Origin of the sequence: Amycolatopsis sp. cmx-11-32 (assembly GCF_047608695.1) — a bacterium.
In the GTDB taxonomy this organism is placed as follows: Bacteria; Actinomycetota; Actinomycetes; order Mycobacteriales; family Pseudonocardiaceae; genus Amycolatopsis.
Genome location: NZ_JADNQN010000002.1, coordinates 731,464 through 750,888 on the forward strand (window position 1 = coordinate 731,464; position 19,425 = coordinate 750,888).

Consider the following 19,425-nt stretch of genomic DNA (forward strand, 5'->3'; position numbering starts at 1 on the left):
TGAGCGGGAAGAGCCGGGCGGGGACCGACGGCGGTACTCCGAACGCCCACCCGGCGAGGGCCGTCCAGTGCCCCGGCGTAGGCCGGAGGACGCGGCCGGGCCGCGTCGCGGCCAGGGAGAGACGCCTTCGCCCCGCCGAAGGCCGCAAGAAGGCAGGTCGCCGGACGGGCCACCGCCGCGACGCCGGATGGATGGGCCACCACCGCGCCGTCGTCCCGCGCCGCCGCCGGGGTCGACCGAGGAGACCGTCATCTTCGAACCGGTCGGCGGCGGTACCGCGACCGAAGAACGCCCCCCGGCGGAACTGGGCAAGGGCGGCGTCGCCATCCGGACAGTCGGGGAACTCCTCATCACCGCGGGGCTGGTGGTGCTGCTGTTCATGGTCTACGAGGTCTACGTGACCGACCTCTTCTCCGCGGGCAAGCAGTCCGAGGCGAGTTCGGAACTGGACGGCGACTGGTCGAAGGACCGGCAGCTGCATCCGGACCTCGTCGACGGGAAGGCGTTCGCCAGGATCCACATCCCGGTGTTCGGCGCCGACTTCAACTTCACCATCCAGGAAGGCACCACCGAGGCCGCGCTTGAAGTCGGCCCCGGCCACTACAAGGGCACCGCGCTCCCGGGCGAGCCAGGCAACTTCGCGATCGCCGGCCACCGCGTCGGCAAGGGCGCGCCGTTCAACGACCTCGACAACGTCAGCTCGTGCGAGCAGATCATCATCGAGACGCAGACCGACTTCTACATCTACAAGGTGCTGCCCTACAAGGACGAGGTCGAGGGCTGGGCCACGGGCAAGGGCGCCGACCCGAAATGCAAGAACGTCGGGACGCTGCGTGACCCGAACGCCGTCGACGGCGGCGCCTACGGCGAGACCAACGGCCGCCGCATCGTGTTCCCGACCAAGGGCGACACGGTGAACCCGGTGCCGTACAAGGACCCGGAGATCTTGCCCAAGGCCGAGCAGGTCTCCCTGCTTACGCTGACGACGTGTCACCCGAAGTTCTCGGCGCGCGAGCGGCTCATCATCCACGCGGTGCTGGCCCAGCAGGTGCCGAAGAACCAGGTCGGCTCCTACGCCGAACTCCTGCCCAAGCTCTCGGAGGCGCGCTGATGTACGGCTGGATCTGGCGCAAGCTGCCGGGCCCCTTCGCGGTGAAGCTGATGACGTCGGTCGTGCTGGCGCTGGGGATCGTCGCCCTGCTGATGTTCGTCGTCTTCCCGTGGCTGGAACCGCGGCTGTGGTTCAACGAAGTGAGCGTCCAATAGGCGTGCGTTTTGGTGTCTTCCTCGTTTCCGGGCGGTTTCCCGGGCAGGAGGACGCCGACGTCCTGCGCAGGTCGGTCGCCGCCGCCGTCGCCGCCGAACGGGCCGGATTCGACGACGTCTGGTTCGCCGAGCACCACTTCATGCCGTACGGCGTGTGCCCGTCCGCGATCACGCTCGCCGCGCACGTGCTCGGCCGCACCGAACGGATCGCGGTCGGCACCGCGGTGAGCGTGCTGTCGATCGCGCATCCGGTGGCGCTCGCCGAACAATGGTCGCTGCTCGACGCGGTTTCCGGCGGACGGCTGCGGATCGGCGTCGGCCGGGGCGGGCCGTGGCAGGACCTCGAGGTGTTCGGCACCGGGGCGTCCCGCTACGAAACGGGGTTCGAGGAGAGCCTCGATCTGCTGCTCGCGGCGATGACTTCGAAGACCGTCTCGGCCGATGGCGACCACTTCGAGTTCCGTGAGGTCCCGATGGTGCCGCGGCCCCAGCGGGCTCCGCGCCTGGTCGTGGCCTGCGGTGACGCCGGATCGCGTGCCGTCCGGCTGGCTGCCGACCGTCGGCTGCCGATGCTGCTCGGCCTGCACGCCGACGACGACGCCAAGATCGAAACCCTTGCCGCATATGGGGATTCGGCCGCCGAACACGTCTCGACGGTGATGTGCCAGGTGGGGGACGACGCGCTGGACGTCGTGCGGTCGGCGTTGCCGGGTTCCCTGAAGGAGGGGTTCGCCGGGCACGTCTCCCTGAACGGCAAGCGGGGGCTGGACAAGGATCCGGTCTCCTACACCGACAAGCTGTGCGAAAGGCACCCGATCGGCGGAGTGGGGTACTGCGTCGACAGGCTGGGGACGAGCATCCGGCGTACCGGGATCTCCCACGTGATCATGATGGTGGAAGCGTCCGGTACGCCGGAGGGAACGCTCGAGAACATCGCGCGGATCGGCGCCGAAGTGCTACCCGCGCTGCGAACCGGCTAGCAGTCGCGCAGTTCCGGGCTCTGGTTCAGCAGCTGGCCGCGTGGCGAGACGAACGCGCGGTAGCGGTCACTGTCCACATGGGACTTCTTGAACACGGCGATCCGGTGGCAGTTCTGGAACGCCAGCTTCACGCCGAAGTGCCGTTCCAGCCCGCCCCGGATGGCGTCCGAGGCCAGCGCCCGCAGCAGCTGACCGCGTTCGGCCTCGCTCGGCGGCGGCGTCTCGTTGTCGGCGAACCCGTCGGGCGCGCCGTCGGCCTCCGCGATGACACCGGTGATCACGGTCCAGGCGTAGGGCAGGGATTCCCGGACACAGGCGACGAATTCGGCGTCGGAGACCTCCCCGCGCTCGGCCTTCTCAAGCAGCGCGGGCGATACATCCAAAGACATCGAACCTCCAAGGTGAACGTTGGCCGTCTCCCTGACTACCCACCCGCGGCCCGCGCCACAAGAGAAAACGATCATCATCACCACTTTGGCGGAAGCCGCCGTCACTCCCAGCGAAAGAGCTTCGCCGCCACTGCACAACTGCCCACCGCGAAAACCGCCAGAACGGCGAGTTGCAGCGGCTGGGCACCGGTGCCGGTCCAGGCGTCTTCGAGGGCTTTGACGCCCGGCGGGATGTACGCGCCGATGTTCTGGATGACCTCCGGGAGCAACGGACGCGGCAGCCAGACGCCGCCGAGGAACATGATCGGGAAATAGGCGATCATCGCGATCCCTCCCGCGGCGCGGCTGGTCTTGGCGACCGACGCGGCGATCAGGCCGAGGCCGAAGATCGCGGCCGTGCCGAGGACGAACGCGAGCAGGAAGCCGAGCGGGTCGCGCGGGCTGGGGACGTCGAAGACGACGTCGGCCGCCACGAGGAGTATGCCGACCCCGCCGATCGTCACGGCGACGTTGATGATCAGCTGCGCCACCAGGAGTTGGGCCGGGTGTACCGGGGTGGTGGCGAAGCGGCGGAGGATGCCCTGTTCGCGGTAGGACGCGATGATCCCGGGGATCGACTGCAGGCCCATCATGGCGATGGTGAGCACGATCATCGACGGTACCCAGGCGTCGAGGAAGCGCATCCCCGTCGTTGTTTCGCTCTCCGCGCGAATGCCGGGGATCACCCCGAGCACGGCCGTGATGGCCGTCGGCAGCACGAGCCCGGAGATGACGAAGCCCGGTGAGCGCAGGGCGAGTTTCGTTTCGGTGATGGTGATCTTGGTGAGCGTGTTCATTTCTCGTCTCCGGGATCAGTCGCGGCCGGTCAGGGTCACGAAGGCGTCGTCCAAGGTGGTTTTACCGGCGCGGTCGCGGAGCTCGCCGGGAGTGCCGGTGGCGACCACGCGTCCGGCGTCGAAGATCGCGAGGCGGTCGCAGAGGCGTTCGGCCTCGTCCATGAAGTGCGTGACGAGCAGGACGGTGACCCCGCTGTCGCGCACGGTCTCGACGAGCTTCCAGGTGTCGCGGCGCGCGTGCGGGTCCAGTCCGGTGGTCAGCTCGTCGAGGACGGCGACCTCGGGGCGGCCGACCAGCGCGAGCGCGATCGAGACGCGCTGCTTCTGCCCGCCGGAAAGCTTGCCGAAGTACTTGTTCCGCTGCTCGGTGAGACCCAGTTTCGTAAGCAGGTCGCCGGTGTCGGCGGGGTTCGCGTAGAAGGACGCGTAGAGGTCGAGTGCCTCGTGGACCTTGATCTTGTCCGGCAGGCTGCTCTCCTGAAGCTGTGAGCCGAGGCGCTGCCGGAGGAAGTTGTGGTCCTTGCCGGGGTCGAGCCCCAGGACCGACATGCTGCCGGAGTCCGGCGTTCGCAGTCCCTGGAGGCATTCGACGGTGGTGGTCTTGCCCGCGCCGTTGGTCCCGAGGATCCCGAAGATCTCGCCCTGTTCCACGTGGAACGAAACGTCGTCGACCGCGACGTGCTCTCCGTACGTCTTGCGGAGGTTGCTGACTTCGATGAGTGGCATGCGAAAAACGTTATGGTGCAACGCTTTTCTTCTGAATGGGGCTAGAAGCCCGGTTGGGGTGGGGCTGGGCCCACCCCAACCGGGGACCTGTGGTCACTGCGCCGGGTGAGGGCGGTGGGCGAGACTTCTCGCATGATTCGCAAGTACCTCACCTCGGTGCGCCGCGGCCTCGCGCTCACCGGCCTGGCCCTGGTGAGCTGGCTGGACCTCCTGCTCGTGCTGGTGGGGTTCTGCCTGCTCTGCGCGGGTCTGGTCTTCGCGTACACGCTGGCGCTGGAGGGGGCACGGCCGCGCGCCGTCCTCACCCGGCGGCTGGCCGGGCGCTGGTGCGGTATCGACGTCGAGTCGCCTTACCGGCCCGCTCCGCCCGAGCCGGAACGTGAGCGCGATGGCTGGTACCGCGAAGGGAACAGCCTGTTCAAGCGGTCGTGGTTCATCAAATGGACCAAACGGTTCGAGTGGATCTCCGACGACCCGGCGACCGGGCGCGATCTCGGCTGGCAGCTGTGGAACCCCTTCGCGGGTCTGCTGCTCGTGCCCGCGGTTCTGCTGACCGGACCGCCCGCGCTCCGGCTGTACGGCAAGTGGACCCGCTGGTGGCTCGGACCGCGTGAGCGTCGTGGCGGCGAGGGCTGGCTCAAACGGCACCTCAAGGCGCTCGGGTTCCAGCTGGGGCTGTTCGGGCTTTCGGCCGCGCAGCTCGGGATGGCGGTTCCGACACTGCTCGTGCTGATCGGCCCGGCGCCGCTGTTCCCGACGCTGGTCGTCGCCGGCCGGACGGTGACCGACACCCTGCGCCGCGAAGCCAAGAACTGGACCGGGGTGCGGATCGACCGCCCCTACCTGCCGGAGCCGTCGTTCCCCTTGCCGCGGGCGGACGGGATGTACCAGCACGGACGGCAGTTGTACGACACGCCGTGGTGGCCGGCGCGGCTGGCGCGCTGGCGCTGGGCGATGCGGGATCGGGCGACCTGGCGTGACCTGGCGGCCGCGCTGGTCAACTCCGTGGTGCTGCTGCTGATGGCGCTGCCGACGGCGGCCTTGGTGTTCTTCGGATTCCAGGGTGTCTTGGCGTTGTGGGTATGGCGTCCGATCGCCCAGTGGACGAACACCGGATGGTCGACCACGCACTGGTTCTCGATGATCGGCCTGCCCGAGGCGACCAGCCATGGGCAGGCGCTCGCGCTGACTCCGGTCGCCGTCGCGGCCTTCGTCGCCGGGCTGGTCACGACACCGTGGCTCGCTCGGCTGGGAGCGCGCTTCGCGAAGCTGCTGCTGGGATCGACGGAGGCGTCGCGGCTGGAGCAGCGTGTCGAGCGGCTGAAGCAGACGCGGACGGACGCGTCGGTCGCGCAGGCCGCCGAACTGCGGCGGATCGAACGGGATCTGCACGACGGGGTCCAGTCCCGCCTGGTCGCGATGGGGATGAAGCTGGGGGCCGTCGAAGCCCTGATCGACAGTGATCCGGCCGCGGCGAAACGGCTGGCCGCCGACCTGCGGCAGACGTCGTCGGAGACGTTGACCGAGCTGAGGCTGCTGGTGCGGGGGATTCACCCGCCGGTGTTGTCCGAACGCGGTCTCGGTGACGCAGTGCGGGCGATGGCTCTGGACAGTCCGCTGCGGGCCTCGGTGAATGGTGTGGTGCCGCGGCTCGAACAGCCCGCGGAAGCGTGCGCCTACTTCGCGGTCAGCGAGTTGCTGGGCAACGCGGCGAAGCACGGTGAGGCGCGGCGAGTGTCGATCGAGCTGGGTTATGACGACGGTCTGCTGCGGATCGAGGTGACCGACGACGGGAAGGGCGGTGCGAACGCGGCCCGGGGCAGCGGGATTCGGGGGATCGAACGCAGGCTGGGCACGTTCGACGGTACTTTTGCCCTGACCAGCCCGCCCGGCGGGCCGACGAAGGCGACCATGGAGATCCCGTGTCAGCTCGACCCCGATGTGTCGTCGCCGAGGACCAGTACCTCCTCCGGGACGGACTGACACATCTGCTGACCGCGCACGGTTTCGACGTCGTCGAGGCCGTCGGGACCGGGCCGGAACTGGAACGGGCGTTGCGCGAACACCGGCCGGACGTCTCGGTGGTCGACGTCCGGATGCCGCCGACGAACACCGACGAGGGCCTGCAGGTCTCGCTGGCGGTGCGGCGTGACGTCCCCGGGTTGCCGATTCTCGTGCTGTCGCAACACGTCGAGCAGCTCTACGCCCGGGAACTGCTGGCCGACGGCGCCGGCGCGATCGGCTACCTGCTGAAGGACCGGGTCTTCAACGCCGACCAGTTCATCGACGCGGTGCGGCGCGTGGCGGGCGGCGGGACCGCGATGGACCCCGAGGTGATCGCGAAACTGGTGGCGGGCAACGCCTCCGACCCTCTCTCCGCGCTGACCCCTCGGGAACGCGAGGTGCTCGAATTGATGGCCGAGGGCTGCTCCAACGCCGCGATCGCCGGGCGGCTGCACTTCAGCGAGGGGGCGGTGGGGAAGCACACCGCGAACATCTTCGCGAAACTCGGCATCGTCGCTTCGGACGACACGAACCGGCGGGTGCTCGCGGTCTTGGCCTACCTGGGTTCCTGATCCTTTTAGGTCCGTGAAGGCCCCCTTGAGGGACTCGGAGTCCCGGAAGGAGGCCTTCACGGCGCCCGACAGTTGTCCACAACCGTCGCCGGCTGTGGACAACCCCAACTGACCAGCCCTTTCGCCGCCCCCGGCCGATAGACTGGGTTCGGGGCCGCCCCCTGGGACGGGTGGGGGGCTGGGTAAGTGAGTTAAGAGCGCGAGATCTGGGTCATTTCGTCGCGTTCCACGACCTTGACGCGGTCCCGGCCGTGCGGAACGCCCAGGGACTTCTCGTGGGCGTCGAGTTTGCCCCAGCCTTCCCAGGTGGTGAAGGGAACGCCACGCTCGGTGAGGAAGCCGAGGATCGCGTCGGGATCGTCCACTGCCGGGGCCGCCAGGTCGTCGGCGTCGGCCAGCAGGCTCGCGATCGTCTCGGCCGCGTCACCCTTGGTGTGGCCGATGAGGCCGACCGGGCCGCGTTTGATCCAGCCGGTCACGTAGACGCCCGGCACCTGGTCCTCGTCGATGTCCAGCACCCGGCCAGCCTGGTTCGGCACGGTCCCGGTGTTGTGGTCGAACGGGATCTCCGGCAGGTGCGACGACAGGTAACCCACCGCGCGGTAGACGGCCTGGACGTCCCAGTCGTGGAACTCGCCGGTGCCGCGCACGTTCCCGTCACCGGTCAGTTCGGTGCGTTCGGTCCGCAGGCCGACGACGCGACCGTCCTCCCCGACGACCTCGCACGGCGAGTGCAGGAAGTGCAGGTGCAGCCGCTTCGGCCGGTCGCCCTGGTCGCGGATCGCCCACTCCTGCAGCGTCTTCACGACCATGTCGATCTGCTTCGACGCCCGCAGCGCGGCGATGCTGCCCTCGTCGAACTCGATGTCCTCCGGGTACACGACGACCTCGACGTTCGGCGAGTGGTCCAGCTCACGCAGTTCCAGCGGCGTGAACTTCGCCTGAGCCGGGCCGCGACGGCCGAACACGTGCACATCGGTGACCGGACTGGCCTTCAGGCCCTGGTAGACGTTGTCCGGGATGTCGGTGCTGAGCAGCTCGTCCGCGGTCTTCGCGAGAATCCGCGCCACGTCGAGCGCCACGTTCCCGACACCGAGAACGGCGACCGAGGTCGCGTTCAGCGGCCAGGTGCGCGGGACGTCCGGGTGACCGTCGTACCAGGAGACGAAGTCCGCGGCGCCGTAACTGCCGTCGAGGTCGATGCCGGGGATGTCGAGCGCGCGGTCGGCCATGGCACCGGTCGAGAAGATCACCGCGTCGTAGAACTGGCGCAGATCGTCGAGTTTGAGGTCGGTCCCGTAGTCGACATTGCCCAGCAGCCGGACGTTCGGCTTGTCGAGCACCTTGTGCAGGGCGGTGACGATGCCCTTGATCCGGGGGTGGTCGGGCGCGACGCCGTACCGGATCAGCCCGAACGGCGCCGGCATACGCTCGAACAGGTCGATCGTCACGTCTGCGTCGGACTTGTCGAGGATGTCGGCGGCGTAGATGCCGGCCGGACCGGCACCCACGATGGCTACACGAAGAGAACGGCTCACCCCTACCACGGTAAGTTAGGTAGCCCTAACATTCATTGTGATCTGGCGTACGGTCCACCTGATGGGAGCCGCTAAGCTGGCGGTATGCGCGTGCTCGTCGTCGACAACTACGACAGTTTTGTCTACAACCTGGTCCAGTACCTGGCCCAGCTCGGCGCCGACTGCACTGTCTGGCGTAACGACGTCGTGGAGATCGACAAGCTCGGCGAGTTCGACGCGGTCCTCGTCTCTCCCGGCCCCGGAACCCCGGAACGTGCTGGTCAGAGCATGGACGTCGTCCGCGAATGCGCTCAAAAGCGGATCCCGATGCTCGGCGTCTGCCTCGGCCACCAGGCCTTGGGCGTCGTCTTCGGCGCCACCGTCGACCGCGCCCCTGAACTGCTGCACGGCAAGACGAGTCAAGTCCGTCATTCGGGCGACGGAGTGCTCGCCGGGCTCCCTGACGAATTCACCGCCACGCGGTACCACTCGTTGACCGTTTTGCCGGAAACCATCGACGACACCGTGTTCGAGATCACAGGCCGCACCGAGTCCGGTGTCGTGATGGGCATGCGGCACCGCGAGCTGCCGCTCGAAGGCGTCCAGTTCCACCCCGAATCCGTGCTCACGCAGGGCGGGCACCGGATGCTGGCGAACTGGATGGCTTCGGCCGGGCACCCGGTCGCCGACGCCACGGTCAACGAACTCGAACAGGCGACCCGCGCACTGCAGAAGGCCGCTGCTGCGTGACCTCACTGATCCGGCTCGACGGAGTCGGTAAGCGCTATGGCCGCGGCGAACCGGTGCTCGTCGACGTCGACCTCGACGTCCCACCGGGCCGCGTCATCGGCATCCTCGGCTCGAACGGGTCGGGCAAGTCGACGCTGCTCAAGCTCCTCGCGGCACTTTCCCGCGGGACCTCGGGAACCATCGTGGGCAGCCCGCGGGTCGGCTACCTGCCGGACCGCTTTCCTGGCGGACAGCGGATGAGCGCCAGAGCTTACCTGCGGCATATGGCCCGCATCGACGGACTTGTCGACTTGTCGGCCATAGATCCCCTGCTGGACAGGCTGGCGCTGGTCGGCGGGCCGGACGCACCGTTGCGGACGCTGTCGAAGGGCAACGCCCAGAAAGTCGGTCTCGCCCAGGCGGTTCTGGTCGAACCGGAGCTGCTGATCCTCGACGAACCTTGGTCCGGCCTCGACGTCGAGGCCCACACGGTGCTCGGCGAACTCGTCGCCGAGACCAAGGAACGTGGCGCGAGCGTGGTCTTCACCGACCATCGGGCGGCCGCCGTGCACGCCCACGCCGACGACGTCCACCGGATGGACGAGGGGCGCCTGATCCGCGTCGAAGCGGCCGCGAAAGCCGAAGCCGCGACAAAGATCGTGCTTCACGGACCCGGTGGCGACTGGTCGGCGGAACCCGGCGTCAGCCAGGCCGTGGCCGACGGCGAAAGAGTCGTCCTGACGGTCGAAGCCGGGCACACGGACGCAGTCCTGCTGCGCGCACTCAACCGGGGCTTGTCGGTCCGGGAGGTGGCGCCGTGCTCGCCATGACCCGCTACTACCTCGCACTGCTCGGCCATTCCCAGCGCTATCTCCCCGCGATCCTCGCCTACCTCGCGGTCAGCACCGTGCTCTACACGGATCCGAAGTCACCGCTGCTGCCGCAGTACGGGATCAGCGCGGGATCGCTCCTGGTGGTCTCGTGCTGGCTGACGATCGCGATGCTCGACGTCGAGGACCCGGTCCAGCGGCTGGTGACCTTCAGCCACGCGCGACGCTGGCGATCGGTCCTCGGCGGCGCGACACTGGCCGTCTTCGGCTGCGCCGCCGTGCTGATCTTCGTGACGCTGGCGTGGTCGGGGATCCGGTCCGGCGGCTTTCCGATCGGCACCCTCGCCCTCGGCGCCGCGGCGCACGCGTTGTGCGCGCTGTTCGGGATCGCGATCGGCCTGCCCTGTTCGCGACTGCTGATCCCGCGGATCGGCTGGTCCGTACTGGCGGCGATCTTCGCGCTCGCCGCCGTGCTGCTGGTGAAATGGCTGCCGTTGGCCAACCCGCTGCTGCGTGCCCTGACTTCGCAACACCCACTGGCCGGTCCGTTCACGGTGACCGCGGTGGCGGCCGTCGTCGTCTTGCTCGTGAGCGCGACGGCCGTCGGCCACCTGCTCCGCCGCAACGCCTGATGGCCAGCCGCTGACTCGAGGGTCCTGCCAAAAACTTCCCGAGAGCTTGGCGTGAGGCTTCAGTCCGTGGCCGCCTGCGATCACCTTGACGAAAGGCGCGAGGTCGGTGAAATCGGGGCCGTCGCGAGTGACCAGAGGAATTCGATGGATCGCCGCGACCGACGCGATGAGGAGAATCATTCGCGCTTCCACTCGTTGGAGGCGGACCAGCCGAGAGGCCCTGTCGCGAGGCCGGTCCGCGCCGTGCACTCCGGCGGCCAGCTCCGCCAAGGTGATCGAGCCGATGGCCGCGGGAGCGTCGAGTGCGAGTTCATCGGGACGAGGCAGGGCGATGACAGTTGAAGTGTCGAGCAGAACCGCTTCTGCCACCGCTGCGGCTCTCCCGGGCCGCGGTGCGGGTCAGGATCCGCCGCGAGATCGACGTCCGCGAAGAACTGTGCAGGATCCTCCGGCGGAAGATCACCGAGAAGCTCGATCAGCTCGCCGAACGGAACGAAGGTCGGTTTCTGGCTGTGCGGCACGAGATCCGCGACAGGCGTGCCGTTGCGCGTGAGAACGAAGCTGTCCCCTTCTTCGACGGCACGCATGATGTTCGGCGTGTCATTGCGCAGTTCGCGTTGTGTGATCTGCCGGACCATATGCCTGGTGAAGCGCTTCGTAGCGACCTGGCTGCGGTGGCAGGAAAAGGGCCCCGCACGAAACCGTGCGGGGCCCTCCTTCAGCTAGATCCGTTACGTCATCTGGTCGGGATCAACGGCGGCGGACTCGACGTCGTCGGCGAGTCGTCGCCTTCGTAGATGAACAGCGTGATCGGCGCGTTCTTCGCGACCTTCGAACCGGCCTGCGGGTTGGTCTTGCTGACCTTGCCCGCGTCGTCCCGGTCACCGGACTTGTCGGCCTGCGTGTCCAGCTTGCCGGACCAGCCCAGTTGCTGTAGCTGTTGAGTCGCCTGCTCCTCGGTCATGCCCTTCAGGTTCGGCATGTCGAAAGTCTCCTGGCTGCCGTCCGAGATCGACAGGTTGACCACACTGCCGACCGGCAGCTTGCCGCCGTTCGGGTTCTGGTCGACGACCGTGTCCTTGGGCTCGCTGGAGCTGGTGTTCTTGGACACCGGGGTGAACCCGGCCTGCCTCAGCCCGGCTTCCGCCTCGGAGCGGCTCTTGCCCTTGTAGTTCGGGACCGTCTTCAGTTCCTTGGACTTCCCGATGGTGATGTCGACCTTCGAGCCCTGGTCGACCTCGGCCTGCGCGCCCGGGTTCTGCGAAAGCACCTTGCCCGCGTTGTTCGGCTCGTCGGTCTCCTGCTCGGTGGTCGCGCCGAGCTTCAGGCCCGCGCCGGTCAGCGCCGCCTCGGCCTCGGCCTGGGTCTTGCCCTTGAGGTCCGGCGTCTTGATCTTGTCCGGCTTCGCGCCGACGGTCAGCGTGATCTTCTCCGTGGTCAGCGTCATCTGGCCTTGGGCGGGGTTGATCGCGATGACCTTGTCGATGTCGTTCTCGTCGCAGGCGGGCAGGCCGTTGACGGCCGCTCCGGTGCACGGGACCCTTTTGGTGGCCTCGAACGAGTTGAATCCCGCGTCACGCAGCGTGGTCTTCGCCGTCGCTTCGGACTGGCTGAGCACCGCCGGGATCGCCTTGCTCTCCGCGCCGGTGCTGTCGAACGCGTTGGACAGCCACATGATCAGCAGCACCACGGCCGCCAGCGAGACGACGAGGCCGGCGATCAACCAGGCGCGACGCTTCTTCTTCGCGGCCGGATCCTCGGCTTCGTCCTCGTACTGGTCGTAGCGCTGCGGAGCCCGGCGGTCGGAGTCCATGACCTGGGTGCGCTCGTCCTCCGACATCACCATCGGCGCGGACGGCCGCTGGCCGGACAGCGTGCGGACCAGGTCCGAACGCATCTCCGCCGACGACTGATAGCGGTTCGCCGGGCCCTTCGCGAGCGCCTTGAGCACGACGGCGTCGAGTTCGGGCGCCACGGCCGGGTTCACCGACGACGGCGGGTTGGGGTCCTCCCGGACGTGCTGGTACGCCACCGCGACCGGGGAGTCACCGGTGAAGGGTGGCTCTCCGGTGACGAGTTCGTACAGCACACAACCGGCGGCGTAGACGTCGGAACGCGCGTCGACGGACTCACCGCGGGCCTGCTCCGGTGAGAGGTACTGTGCCGTGCCGATCACCGCGGCGGTCTGCGTCATCGCGGACTGCCCGTCGTGCATGGCGCGCGCGATGCCGAAGTCCATCACCTTGACGGCGCCGTTCTTCGTGATCATCACGTTCGCCGGCTTGACGTCGCGGTGCACGATGCCGTGCCGGTGCGAGAAGTCCAGCGCCGCGCAGACGTCGGCCATGACCTCCATCGCCCGCTTCTGCGACATGGGGCCTTCGGTCTTCACGATGTCCCGCAGGGTCCGTCCTTCGACGAACTCCATGACGATGTAGGGCAGCGTGCCGAGCTCGGTGTTCGTCTCGCCGGTGTCGTAGACGGCGACGATCGCCGGGTGGTTCAAGGCCGCCGCGTTCTGTGCCTCGCGACGGAAACGTTCCTGGAACTGGGGATCCCGTGCCAGGTCGGCACGCAGGATCTTGATCGCCACCTCCCGGCCCAGGCGCACGTCGTGGCCGTGATGGACCTCGGACATGCCTCCATAGCCGAGCGTGTCGCCCAGCTCGTAGCGGTTGCTGAGCAGTCTTGGTGTGCTCATCTCTGCGTGCCGTTCCATTCCGTCCAAGGTTTGCTGCTCATCATTCCTGGATTCGCCTGCCCGGCCGACTCCTCGGTGCTGCCCTCCGTCGGCACCGCGGGGTACGCGGATGTCGGTGAAGGACCTACAGACTTCTTACCCGGAGCCGGTGCCTGTTCACTCGTTTCCACGCCGCCCGACCGCTGTCCGTTGCCCGAACCGACCAGTCTCACGATGAGGAAGGCTCCTGCCACCAGTACTGCGATCAGGATCACCGCGAGCAGCACCCACCAGCCCCATTGTGGCCGTTTGCCGGGCAGACGGCGGACCGCCATCGGGGGCGGGCCGGTAACCGGGTGCATCGCCGGATGCGACGCCGGTCCGACAGCCACCATCGGGTTCGACGGTGAGTGCGGACCTGGCGGTCCCTGCTGCGGCATCACGGGCGGTTGGCCCGCGGCGTAGGCCACGTTGACCAGCCCCGACGGCGTCGGCAGGGGCAGGCCGGCGCGGACCGCCGCCACCGCGGCCGCGAACTCGCCGCCGCTGTTGTACCGCTGTCTCGGATCCTTGATCAGGGTCGCCTCGATGACCGCGCGGGTGCCCGGCGGCACGTCCGGCGGCAGCGGCGGCGGGAGATCGCGGATGTGCATCATCGCGACGGTCACCGCGTTCTCCGAAAGGAACGGCCGGTGCCCGGTGAGACATTCGTAACCGCATACGGCCAGCGAGTAGACGTCGCTCGCCGGTTCGGCGTTGTGCCCGAGCGCCTGCTCGGGGGCGATGTAGTGGGCGGTGCCCATGACCATGCCGGACCTGGTCACCGGGGCGGCGTCGGCGGCCTTCGCGACGCCGAAGTCGGTGATCTTCACCTGCCCGGCCGGGGTGACCATGATGTTGCCCGGTTTGACGTCGCGGTGCACCAGACCGGTTTCGTGCGCGGCCTGCAGCGCGTTCCCGGCCTGCTCGAGGATGTCCAGGGTGCGCTCGGCGTTCAGCCGTCCTTCGCGGGTGATGATCGCGGCCAGCGGATCGCCTTCGACCAGCTCCATCACCAGGTACGCGATCGACAGCTCGTCCGCGACCGTCTCGCCGTAGTCGTGCACCGCGGCGATGCCGGGGTGGTTCAGCGACGCCGTCATCCGCGCCTCGGTCCGGAAGCGGTGCAGGAACTCCGCGTCGCCGGACAGCTCCGCCTTGAGGATCTTGACCGCGACCGTCCGGTCCAGCCGCGTGTCACTGGCCTGCCAGACCTCGCCCATCCCGCCGACGGCGATCCGGTTCGTCAGCTTGTACCGGTCGGCCAGCAGCTGACCCGAGGACAGCATGCGCTATCCACCCCCGAGCATCGCGTTGACGGCGGCGCGGCCGATCTCCGCGGCCACGGTGCCACCGGTCGCTTCGAGCCCGCGGTTACCGCCGGACTCGACGATCACCGAGACGGCGATCGTCGGGTCCATCGCCGGCGCGAAACCGGTGTACCAGGCGTGCGGCGGGGTGCTCTTCGGGTCGTTGCCGTGCTCGGCGGTGCCGGTCTTGGAGGCGATCTGGATGTCGCCGCGTTTGCCGGCGCCCTTCGTGTTCTCCTCCGACGCCAGCATCATGTCGCGCAGGAGCGCGGCGTTCGCGCTGGACAGCGCGGCGTCGCCGGTCAGTTCGGTCGGGGTGTAGTCCTCGATGGTCGACAGGTTCGGCGCCAGCAGCGCCTGCACGAGCTGCGGCTTCATCGCCATCCCGTTGTTCGCGACGGTCGCCGAAAGCAGGCAGTCCTGCAGGGGCGTCAGACGCACGTCGCGCTGTCCGATGGCGCTCTGGAACAGGGCGGGCTTCGAGTCGAGCGGGCCGAGGGTGGAACCGGCCACCCGCATCGGCACGGTCAGATCCTCGCCGAGGCCGAAGTTCTTCGCCGTCGCGTTCAGCTTGTCCTTGCCGAGTTCGCCCGCGAGTTCGGCGAAGGGCACGTTGCAGGAGTACCGCAGCGCTTCCTTCAACGTGCTGCCCTTGCAGGTCGCGCCGCCGTAGTTCTCCAGCGTCGTCTGCGTGCCGGGGAGCTTGACGTTGGGCGCGGTGCTGACCGGCGTGTCCGGCGTCTTGCCGTCTTCGAGCGCGGCCGCGGTCACCAAAAGCTTGGCCGTCGAACCCGGCGGGTAGGTCTCCGAGATCGCGCGGTTCAGCATCGGCTTCTTCGGATCGTCGCGCCACTGCCCCCACGCCGCGGTCTGCTCCTTGGTGCTGTGCGAGGCGAGCTTGTTCGGGTCGTACGACGGCGTCGACACCATGGCCAGGATGCGCCCGGTCTTGGGCTCCATCGCGACCACCGAACCGGTGTAGCCCTTCTGCGTCATCAGGTCGTACGCGGCCTTCTGCACGGCCGGGTTGATCGTCAGCCGCACGTTCCCGCCGCGCGGGTCGCGGCCGGTGACCATGTCCGACAGGCGCCGGACGAACAACCGCGGGTCGGAGCCGTTGAGGACTTCGTCCTCGGAGCGCTCCAGGCCGCCCGAGCCGTAGTTGATCGAGTAGTAGCCGGTGACCGGCGCGTACATCGGGCCGTCGGCGTAGGTCCGGATGAACTTGTACTTGTCGTTCGACGGATCGACCTTCGCGAGCGCGGCACCGTCGGGGGTGACGATCAGCCCGCGCTGACGGGAGTACTCCTCGTAGAGCACGCGGAGGTTGCGTGAATCCGTGCGATAGTCGTCGGCCTTGACCACCTGGATGTAGGTGGCGTTGGCCAGCAGGAGCACCACCATGACGAGCATGGCGACGCCGACCTTGCGGAGCGGGGTGTTCACGAAGCGCTCCCCTCACCGTTCGCGGGCGGCCGCTGGACCAGCACCGTGTGCGCTTCCGCGAGCGGCGCCTGAGGCTGTTGCGGCTTCGGCCGCGCGGCGGGTTTACGGGCGGCGTCGGAGATGCGGAGCAGGAGGGCCACCAGGATGTAGTTCGCGAGCAGCGAGGAACCGCCGCGCGAGAGGAACGGGGCGGTGATCCCGGTGTTCGGGATCAGGTTCGTGACGCCGCCGACGACCACGAAGATCTGCATGACCAGGGCGAACGAAAGGCCGCCGCCGAGGAGTTTGCCGAAGGTGTCGCGGACCGCGAGAGCGCTGCGCATCCCGCGCATCGCCAGGATCAGGTACAGCATCAGCATCGCGGCGAGGCCGATGAAGCCGAGTTCCTCGCCGATCGCGGTGGTGATGAAGTCCGTTTTGGCCTCGGGGACCATGTCCGGCCGTCCGGCGCCGAGGCCGGTGCCGCCGACCCCGCCCGTCCCGAGTCCGAACAGACCCTGCGCGACCTGGTAACCGCCGCCGGCGTCGTCGTAGGTGGCGAGCGGGTCCATCCAGTTCCGGACGCGCTGCTGGACGTGCGTGAACAGGTTGTAGGCGATGATCGCGCCCGCGGCGAAGAAGCCGACGCCGAGCACCACCCAGATGACCCGTTCGGTCGCGACGTACAGCATCACCAGCGTGACACCGAAGAACAGCAGCGACGTCCCGAGGTCCTTCTCGAACACCAGCACGCCGAGGCAGGCGGCCGCCGCGATCAGGATCGGGCCGAGGTCACGGGCACGCGGCAACTCGACGCCGACGATCTTCTTGCCCGCCACCATGAACAGGTCGCGTTTCGTCACCAGGAACGAGGCGAAGAAGATCATCAGCAGGATCTTCGCGAACTCGCCGGGCTGGATCGAGAAGAACGGCAGCTTGATCCAGACCTTCGCGCCGTTGACCTCGGACAGGCTCGACGGCAGCACCGCGGGCAGCGCGAGCGCGACGATGCCGACCAGACCGCAGATGTAGCCGTAACGGGTCAGCGTGCGGTGGTCGCTGATCACGATCAGCACCACCACGAACAGCACCAGCGAGATCGCGGTGAACAGCACCTGCTTGGTGACGTCCGGGTTGTATTCCTTGCCCAGCTGGACAGCCCGCTCCGCGAGCGCGAGGTCGATCCGGTGGATCATCACCAGGCCGAGCCCGTTCAGCAGCGCGACGCACGGCAGGATCACCGGATCCGCGTACGGCGCCCAGCGGCGCACCGCCAGATGTGCCGCCGTCAGCACCCCGAGGTAGGACAGCCCCAGCCAGATGATCGAGCTGGTGAGCTCCTGCTCCTGGTTCGCCTCCACCAGCACGAGCGCGATGGTGACGATGAACGTCGCGAACGCCAGGAGAACGAGTTCGGTTCCGCGCCGGGTGGGCAGCTCGCGCGGAGGGTTCGTGGCGAACTGGGCCGAAGCCGGATCGGCGAGCGGTGTGCTCATCAGTTACCGCCCCCTGGTGCTGCCGTGGCCGGCGTCGAGCAGTCCCTCCCCGCTGGCTGGTTCGCCGAACTCGGCGAGGCGGGGGTAGAAGGGGAGGCCGCCGACGACGACACCGGAGGCGACGACGCGGGAGGCGGCATGGAAGGCGGCACGGAATTCGAGCCGCTGGCCGGTTTGCAGTCGGCCAACTGCTTGTGCGGCCGCAGGAAGTCGTCGATGTACTTGCGGGCGTCGTCGAGGTTGTCCTTCTTGACGCCGTTCTTCACCGCGATGCGCGCGTCCTCCTGGAGCGCGGGCACCAGTAGCTTGTCGGTGCAGAGCCCGCCCGGCGGGCACGAGCCCTGCTCGTAGGCGTGCAGGTCGATGCCGAGGATGCTGCCGGGGACGCCGCGGTAGATCACGACCTCCTCGCCGTCACCCTCACCGACGTAGTACTGGCTCAGCACGAAATACCGCGTGGCGATCGCCGCCGCGGCCAGCACGATCAGGACGACCACTGCTCCCGCCAGCCAGCGAAATCGCCTCCGGCGCTTGACCTTCGGGTCCTCCTGTGGTGGCTGGACCTCGGGCCGCGGCTGCGGTGCGGGCTGGGTCAGCGCCCTGGCGCGGGCGGCGGGGGAGTCGCCCTGGTGGAACTCGTCACTGCCGTCCCCGGCGGCGCCGCCCACTATGGGCGCGTCCTCACCGAAATCGACGTCGACGACGTCGGCGATGATCACCGTGACGTTGTCCGTGCCGCCACCCTTGAGCGCCAGCTCGATCATCCGGTCCGCGCAGGCCTGCGGATCCGGGATCTGGATGGCCTCGGCGAGCGTTTCGTCGCTGACCATGCCGGACAGGCCGTCCGAGCAGATCAGGTAGCGATCGCGGGCGCGCGCCTCGCGCACCGTCAGGCTCGGCTCGACCTCGTGGCCGGTGAGCGCCTTCAGCAGCAGCGACCGCTGCGGGTGCACCGCGGCCTCTTCCGGGGTGATCCGGCCCTGTTCGAGAAGTTCGTTGACGAAGCTGTCGTCCCGCGTGATCTGCGAGAACTGCCCGCCTCGCATCAGATACGCCCGCGAGTCGCCGACGTGCACGACACCCATCCGCGAACCGGCGAACAGCACGGCGGTCAGGGTCGTGCCCATCCCGTCGAGGTCCGGGTCCTGCTGGACGAGTTCGGCGATGGCCGCGTTGCCGTTCTGGACGGCCTCACGCAACTGGGCGAGGAGATCGTCACCCGGCTCGTCGTCGTCGAGCGGGGCGAGGGAGGCGATGACGACCTTGCTGGCCACCTCACCGGCGGCGTGGCCGCCCATACCGTCGGCGAGGGCGAGCAGGCGGGGACCGGCGTACACGGAGTCCTGGTTGCTGGAACGCACCAGGCCCCGGTCGCTGCGAGCCGCGTAGCGGAGGACGAGGGTCATGGGCGAAGCTCGATCACCGTTTTGCCGATCCGGATGGGGACTCCGAGCGGGACCCGGAGGGGTGCCGTGACCTTAGCCCGGTCGAGGTACGTGCCGTTCGTCGAGCCCAGATCTTCCACGTACCAATCCTCCCCGCGCAGTGCGATCCGGGCGTGCCGGGTCGACGCGTAGTCGTCGTCCAGCACCAAGGTCGAGTCGTCGGCACGGCCGATCAGGATCGGCCTGCCGTCCAAGGCGATCCTGGTGCCTGCCAGCGCGCCATGGGTCACGAGCAGCTGCTGCGGCGACTTCGCGCCGCGCGGCTTCTTGTTTTCCTTCTTCTTGCGACCGAACGTCGGGACGGCGACTCGCAGCCCGGAGGCCGCGTACAGATCCGAGCGGACGACGCGCAACGCCGCGAACACGAAGAGCCAGAGCAGCACGAGAAAGCCCACCCTGGTGAGTTGAACGACCAGCTCTGGCACTTGTTGTGTCCGCTCCCGTATCTCCTGTACGCCGCGAAGAGACCGGACCGTCCGGGATGGTCGGCTCCGAAACAGCCTTGCTCTCCGCATACGACCTGAAGTGCCGATCCACTCGAGGTCCCGC

At 68.4% G+C, this 19,425-nt stretch carries 19 protein-coding genes; 8 read left to right on the forward strand and 11 right to left on the reverse strand.

From position 1 onward, the window contains the following. Window positions 1-187: 187 nt before the first annotated feature. Genes ACM6LR_RS08225 through ACM6LR_RS08235 form a run of 3 tightly spaced genes read left to right on the forward strand, consistent with a single transcriptional unit; the run spans window position 188 to window position 2,246 of the window. On the forward strand, window positions 188-1,111 hold the full coding sequence (locus tag ACM6LR_RS08225) for a class E sortase (RefSeq protein WP_414943536.1): 924 nt from the start codon (window positions 188-190) through the stop codon (window positions 1,109-1,111). After that, a complete protein-coding gene (locus tag ACM6LR_RS08230; protein WP_409489491.1) occupies window positions 1,111-1,266 on the forward strand; it encodes a hypothetical protein in 156 nt (51 codons plus the stop codon). The genes ACM6LR_RS08225 and ACM6LR_RS08230 overlap by 1 nt, the downstream gene beginning before the upstream one ends. 2 nt (window positions 1,267-1,268) lie before the next feature. Further along, the gene (locus ACM6LR_RS08235) at window positions 1,269-2,246 is read left to right on the forward strand and encodes an LLM class flavin-dependent oxidoreductase (protein ID WP_414943488.1); all 978 of its coding nucleotides are present in this window, start codon (window positions 1,269-1,271) and stop codon (window positions 2,244-2,246) included. On the opposite strand, the gene ACM6LR_RS08240 is transcribed toward ACM6LR_RS08235, so the two are convergent. The 3 genes from ACM6LR_RS08240 to ACM6LR_RS08250 form a co-directional block, all read right to left on the reverse strand. Next, window positions 2,243-2,635, reverse strand: a complete 393-nt coding sequence (locus tag ACM6LR_RS08240; protein WP_414936487.1) for an SCO5389 family protein — start codon at window positions 2,633-2,635, stop codon at window positions 2,243-2,245. The genes ACM6LR_RS08235 and ACM6LR_RS08240 overlap by 4 nt on opposite strands. A gap of 101 nt (window positions 2,636-2,736) precedes the next feature. After that, window positions 2,737-3,471 carry an ABC transporter permease gene (locus ACM6LR_RS08245; protein WP_414943489.1) on the reverse strand — a complete coding sequence of 245 codons (735 nt, stop codon included), beginning with the start codon at window positions 3,469-3,471 and terminating at the stop codon, window positions 2,737-2,739. A 15-nt stretch (window positions 3,472-3,486) separates the two neighbouring features. After that, window positions 3,487-4,197, reverse strand: a complete 711-nt coding sequence (locus tag ACM6LR_RS08250; protein WP_414936485.1) for an ABC transporter ATP-binding protein — start codon at window positions 4,195-4,197, stop codon at window positions 3,487-3,489. 132 nt (window positions 4,198-4,329) lie between these two features. Here ACM6LR_RS08250 and ACM6LR_RS08255 point away from each other — a divergent pair, with 132 nt between their 5' ends. Both ACM6LR_RS08255 and ACM6LR_RS08260 read left to right on the forward strand, forming a co-directional pair. Further along, window positions 4,330-6,180 carry a sensor histidine kinase gene (locus tag ACM6LR_RS08255; protein ID WP_414943490.1) on the forward strand — a complete coding sequence of 617 codons (1,851 nt, stop codon included), beginning with the start codon at window positions 4,330-4,332 and terminating at the stop codon, window positions 6,178-6,180. Beyond that, window positions 6,120-6,773, forward strand: a complete 654-nt coding sequence (locus ACM6LR_RS08260) for a response regulator (protein ID WP_414943491.1) — start codon at window positions 6,120-6,122, stop codon at window positions 6,771-6,773. Before ACM6LR_RS08255 ends, ACM6LR_RS08260 begins: the two co-directional genes overlap by 61 nt. 191 nt (window positions 6,774-6,964) lie before the next feature. Here the strand turns inward: ACM6LR_RS08260 and ACM6LR_RS08265 are convergent, their stop codons facing one another. Continuing rightward, complete coding sequence (locus tag ACM6LR_RS08265; RefSeq protein ID WP_414937097.1) at window positions 6,965-8,284, reverse strand: FAD-dependent oxidoreductase; 1,320 nt, start codon at window positions 8,282-8,284, stop codon at window positions 6,965-6,967. 111 nt (window positions 8,285-8,395) lie between these two features. Here ACM6LR_RS08265 and ACM6LR_RS08270 point away from each other — a divergent pair, with 111 nt between their 5' ends. From ACM6LR_RS08270 to ACM6LR_RS08280, 3 genes are read left to right on the forward strand one after another with little or no spacing between them, the layout of a single operon-like run. Then, window positions 8,396-9,040: an aminodeoxychorismate/anthranilate synthase component II gene (locus ACM6LR_RS08270; protein WP_414936482.1), complete on the forward strand. Its 645-nt coding sequence runs from the start codon at window positions 8,396-8,398 to the stop codon at window positions 9,038-9,040. After that, on the forward strand, window positions 9,037-9,849 hold the full coding sequence (locus ACM6LR_RS08275; RefSeq protein ID WP_414943492.1) for an ATP-binding cassette domain-containing protein: 813 nt from the start codon (window positions 9,037-9,039) through the stop codon (window positions 9,847-9,849). Before ACM6LR_RS08270 ends, ACM6LR_RS08275 begins: the two co-directional genes overlap by 4 nt. Next, complete coding sequence (locus ACM6LR_RS08280; protein WP_414943493.1) at window positions 9,837-10,481, forward strand: hypothetical protein; 645 nt, start codon at window positions 9,837-9,839, stop codon at window positions 10,479-10,481. Before ACM6LR_RS08275 ends, ACM6LR_RS08280 begins: the two co-directional genes overlap by 13 nt. A 176-nt stretch (window positions 10,482-10,657) precedes the next feature. On the opposite strand, the gene ACM6LR_RS08285 is transcribed toward ACM6LR_RS08280, so the two are convergent. The 7 genes from ACM6LR_RS08285 to ACM6LR_RS08315 all read right to left on the reverse strand — a co-directional run bounded on the left by ACM6LR_RS08285 (window position 10,658) and on the right by ACM6LR_RS08315 (window position 19,301). After that, the gene (locus ACM6LR_RS08285) at window positions 10,658-11,119 is read right to left on the reverse strand and encodes a type II toxin-antitoxin system Phd/YefM family antitoxin (protein WP_414943494.1); all 462 of its coding nucleotides are present in this window, start codon (window positions 11,117-11,119) and stop codon (window positions 10,658-10,660) included. Between the two features lie 98 nt (window positions 11,120-11,217). Next, window positions 11,218-13,182, reverse strand: a complete 1,965-nt coding sequence (gene pknB / locus ACM6LR_RS08290; RefSeq protein WP_414943537.1) for a Stk1 family PASTA domain-containing Ser/Thr kinase — start codon at window positions 13,180-13,182, stop codon at window positions 11,218-11,220. Then, a complete protein-coding gene (locus ACM6LR_RS08295; RefSeq protein WP_414943495.1) occupies window positions 13,179-14,489 on the reverse strand; it encodes a protein kinase domain-containing protein in 1,311 nt (436 codons plus the stop codon). The genes pknB and ACM6LR_RS08295 overlap by 4 nt, the downstream gene beginning before the upstream one ends. Window positions 14,490-14,492: 3 nt before the next feature. Continuing rightward, a complete protein-coding gene (locus tag ACM6LR_RS08300) occupies window positions 14,493-15,956 on the reverse strand; it encodes a penicillin-binding transpeptidase domain-containing protein (RefSeq protein ID WP_414943496.1) in 1,464 nt (487 codons plus the stop codon). Next, window positions 15,953-17,431 (reverse strand): FtsW/RodA/SpoVE family cell cycle protein, encoded by a 1,479-nt coding sequence (locus ACM6LR_RS08305; protein ID WP_414936474.1) that lies wholly within the window; start codon window positions 17,429-17,431, stop codon window positions 15,953-15,955. The genes ACM6LR_RS08300 and ACM6LR_RS08305 overlap by 4 nt, the downstream gene beginning before the upstream one ends. Beyond that, the gene (locus tag ACM6LR_RS08310) at window positions 17,431-18,837 is read right to left on the reverse strand and encodes a PP2C family protein-serine/threonine phosphatase (protein ID WP_414936472.1); all 1,407 of its coding nucleotides are present in this window, start codon (window positions 18,835-18,837) and stop codon (window positions 17,431-17,433) included. The genes ACM6LR_RS08305 and ACM6LR_RS08310 overlap by 1 nt, the downstream gene beginning before the upstream one ends. Next, on the reverse strand, window positions 18,834-19,301 hold the full coding sequence (locus ACM6LR_RS08315) for an FHA domain-containing protein FhaB (protein WP_414936471.1): 468 nt from the start codon (window positions 19,299-19,301) through the stop codon (window positions 18,834-18,836). The genes ACM6LR_RS08310 and ACM6LR_RS08315 overlap by 4 nt, the downstream gene beginning before the upstream one ends. Window positions 19,302-19,425 lie beyond the last annotated feature (124 nt).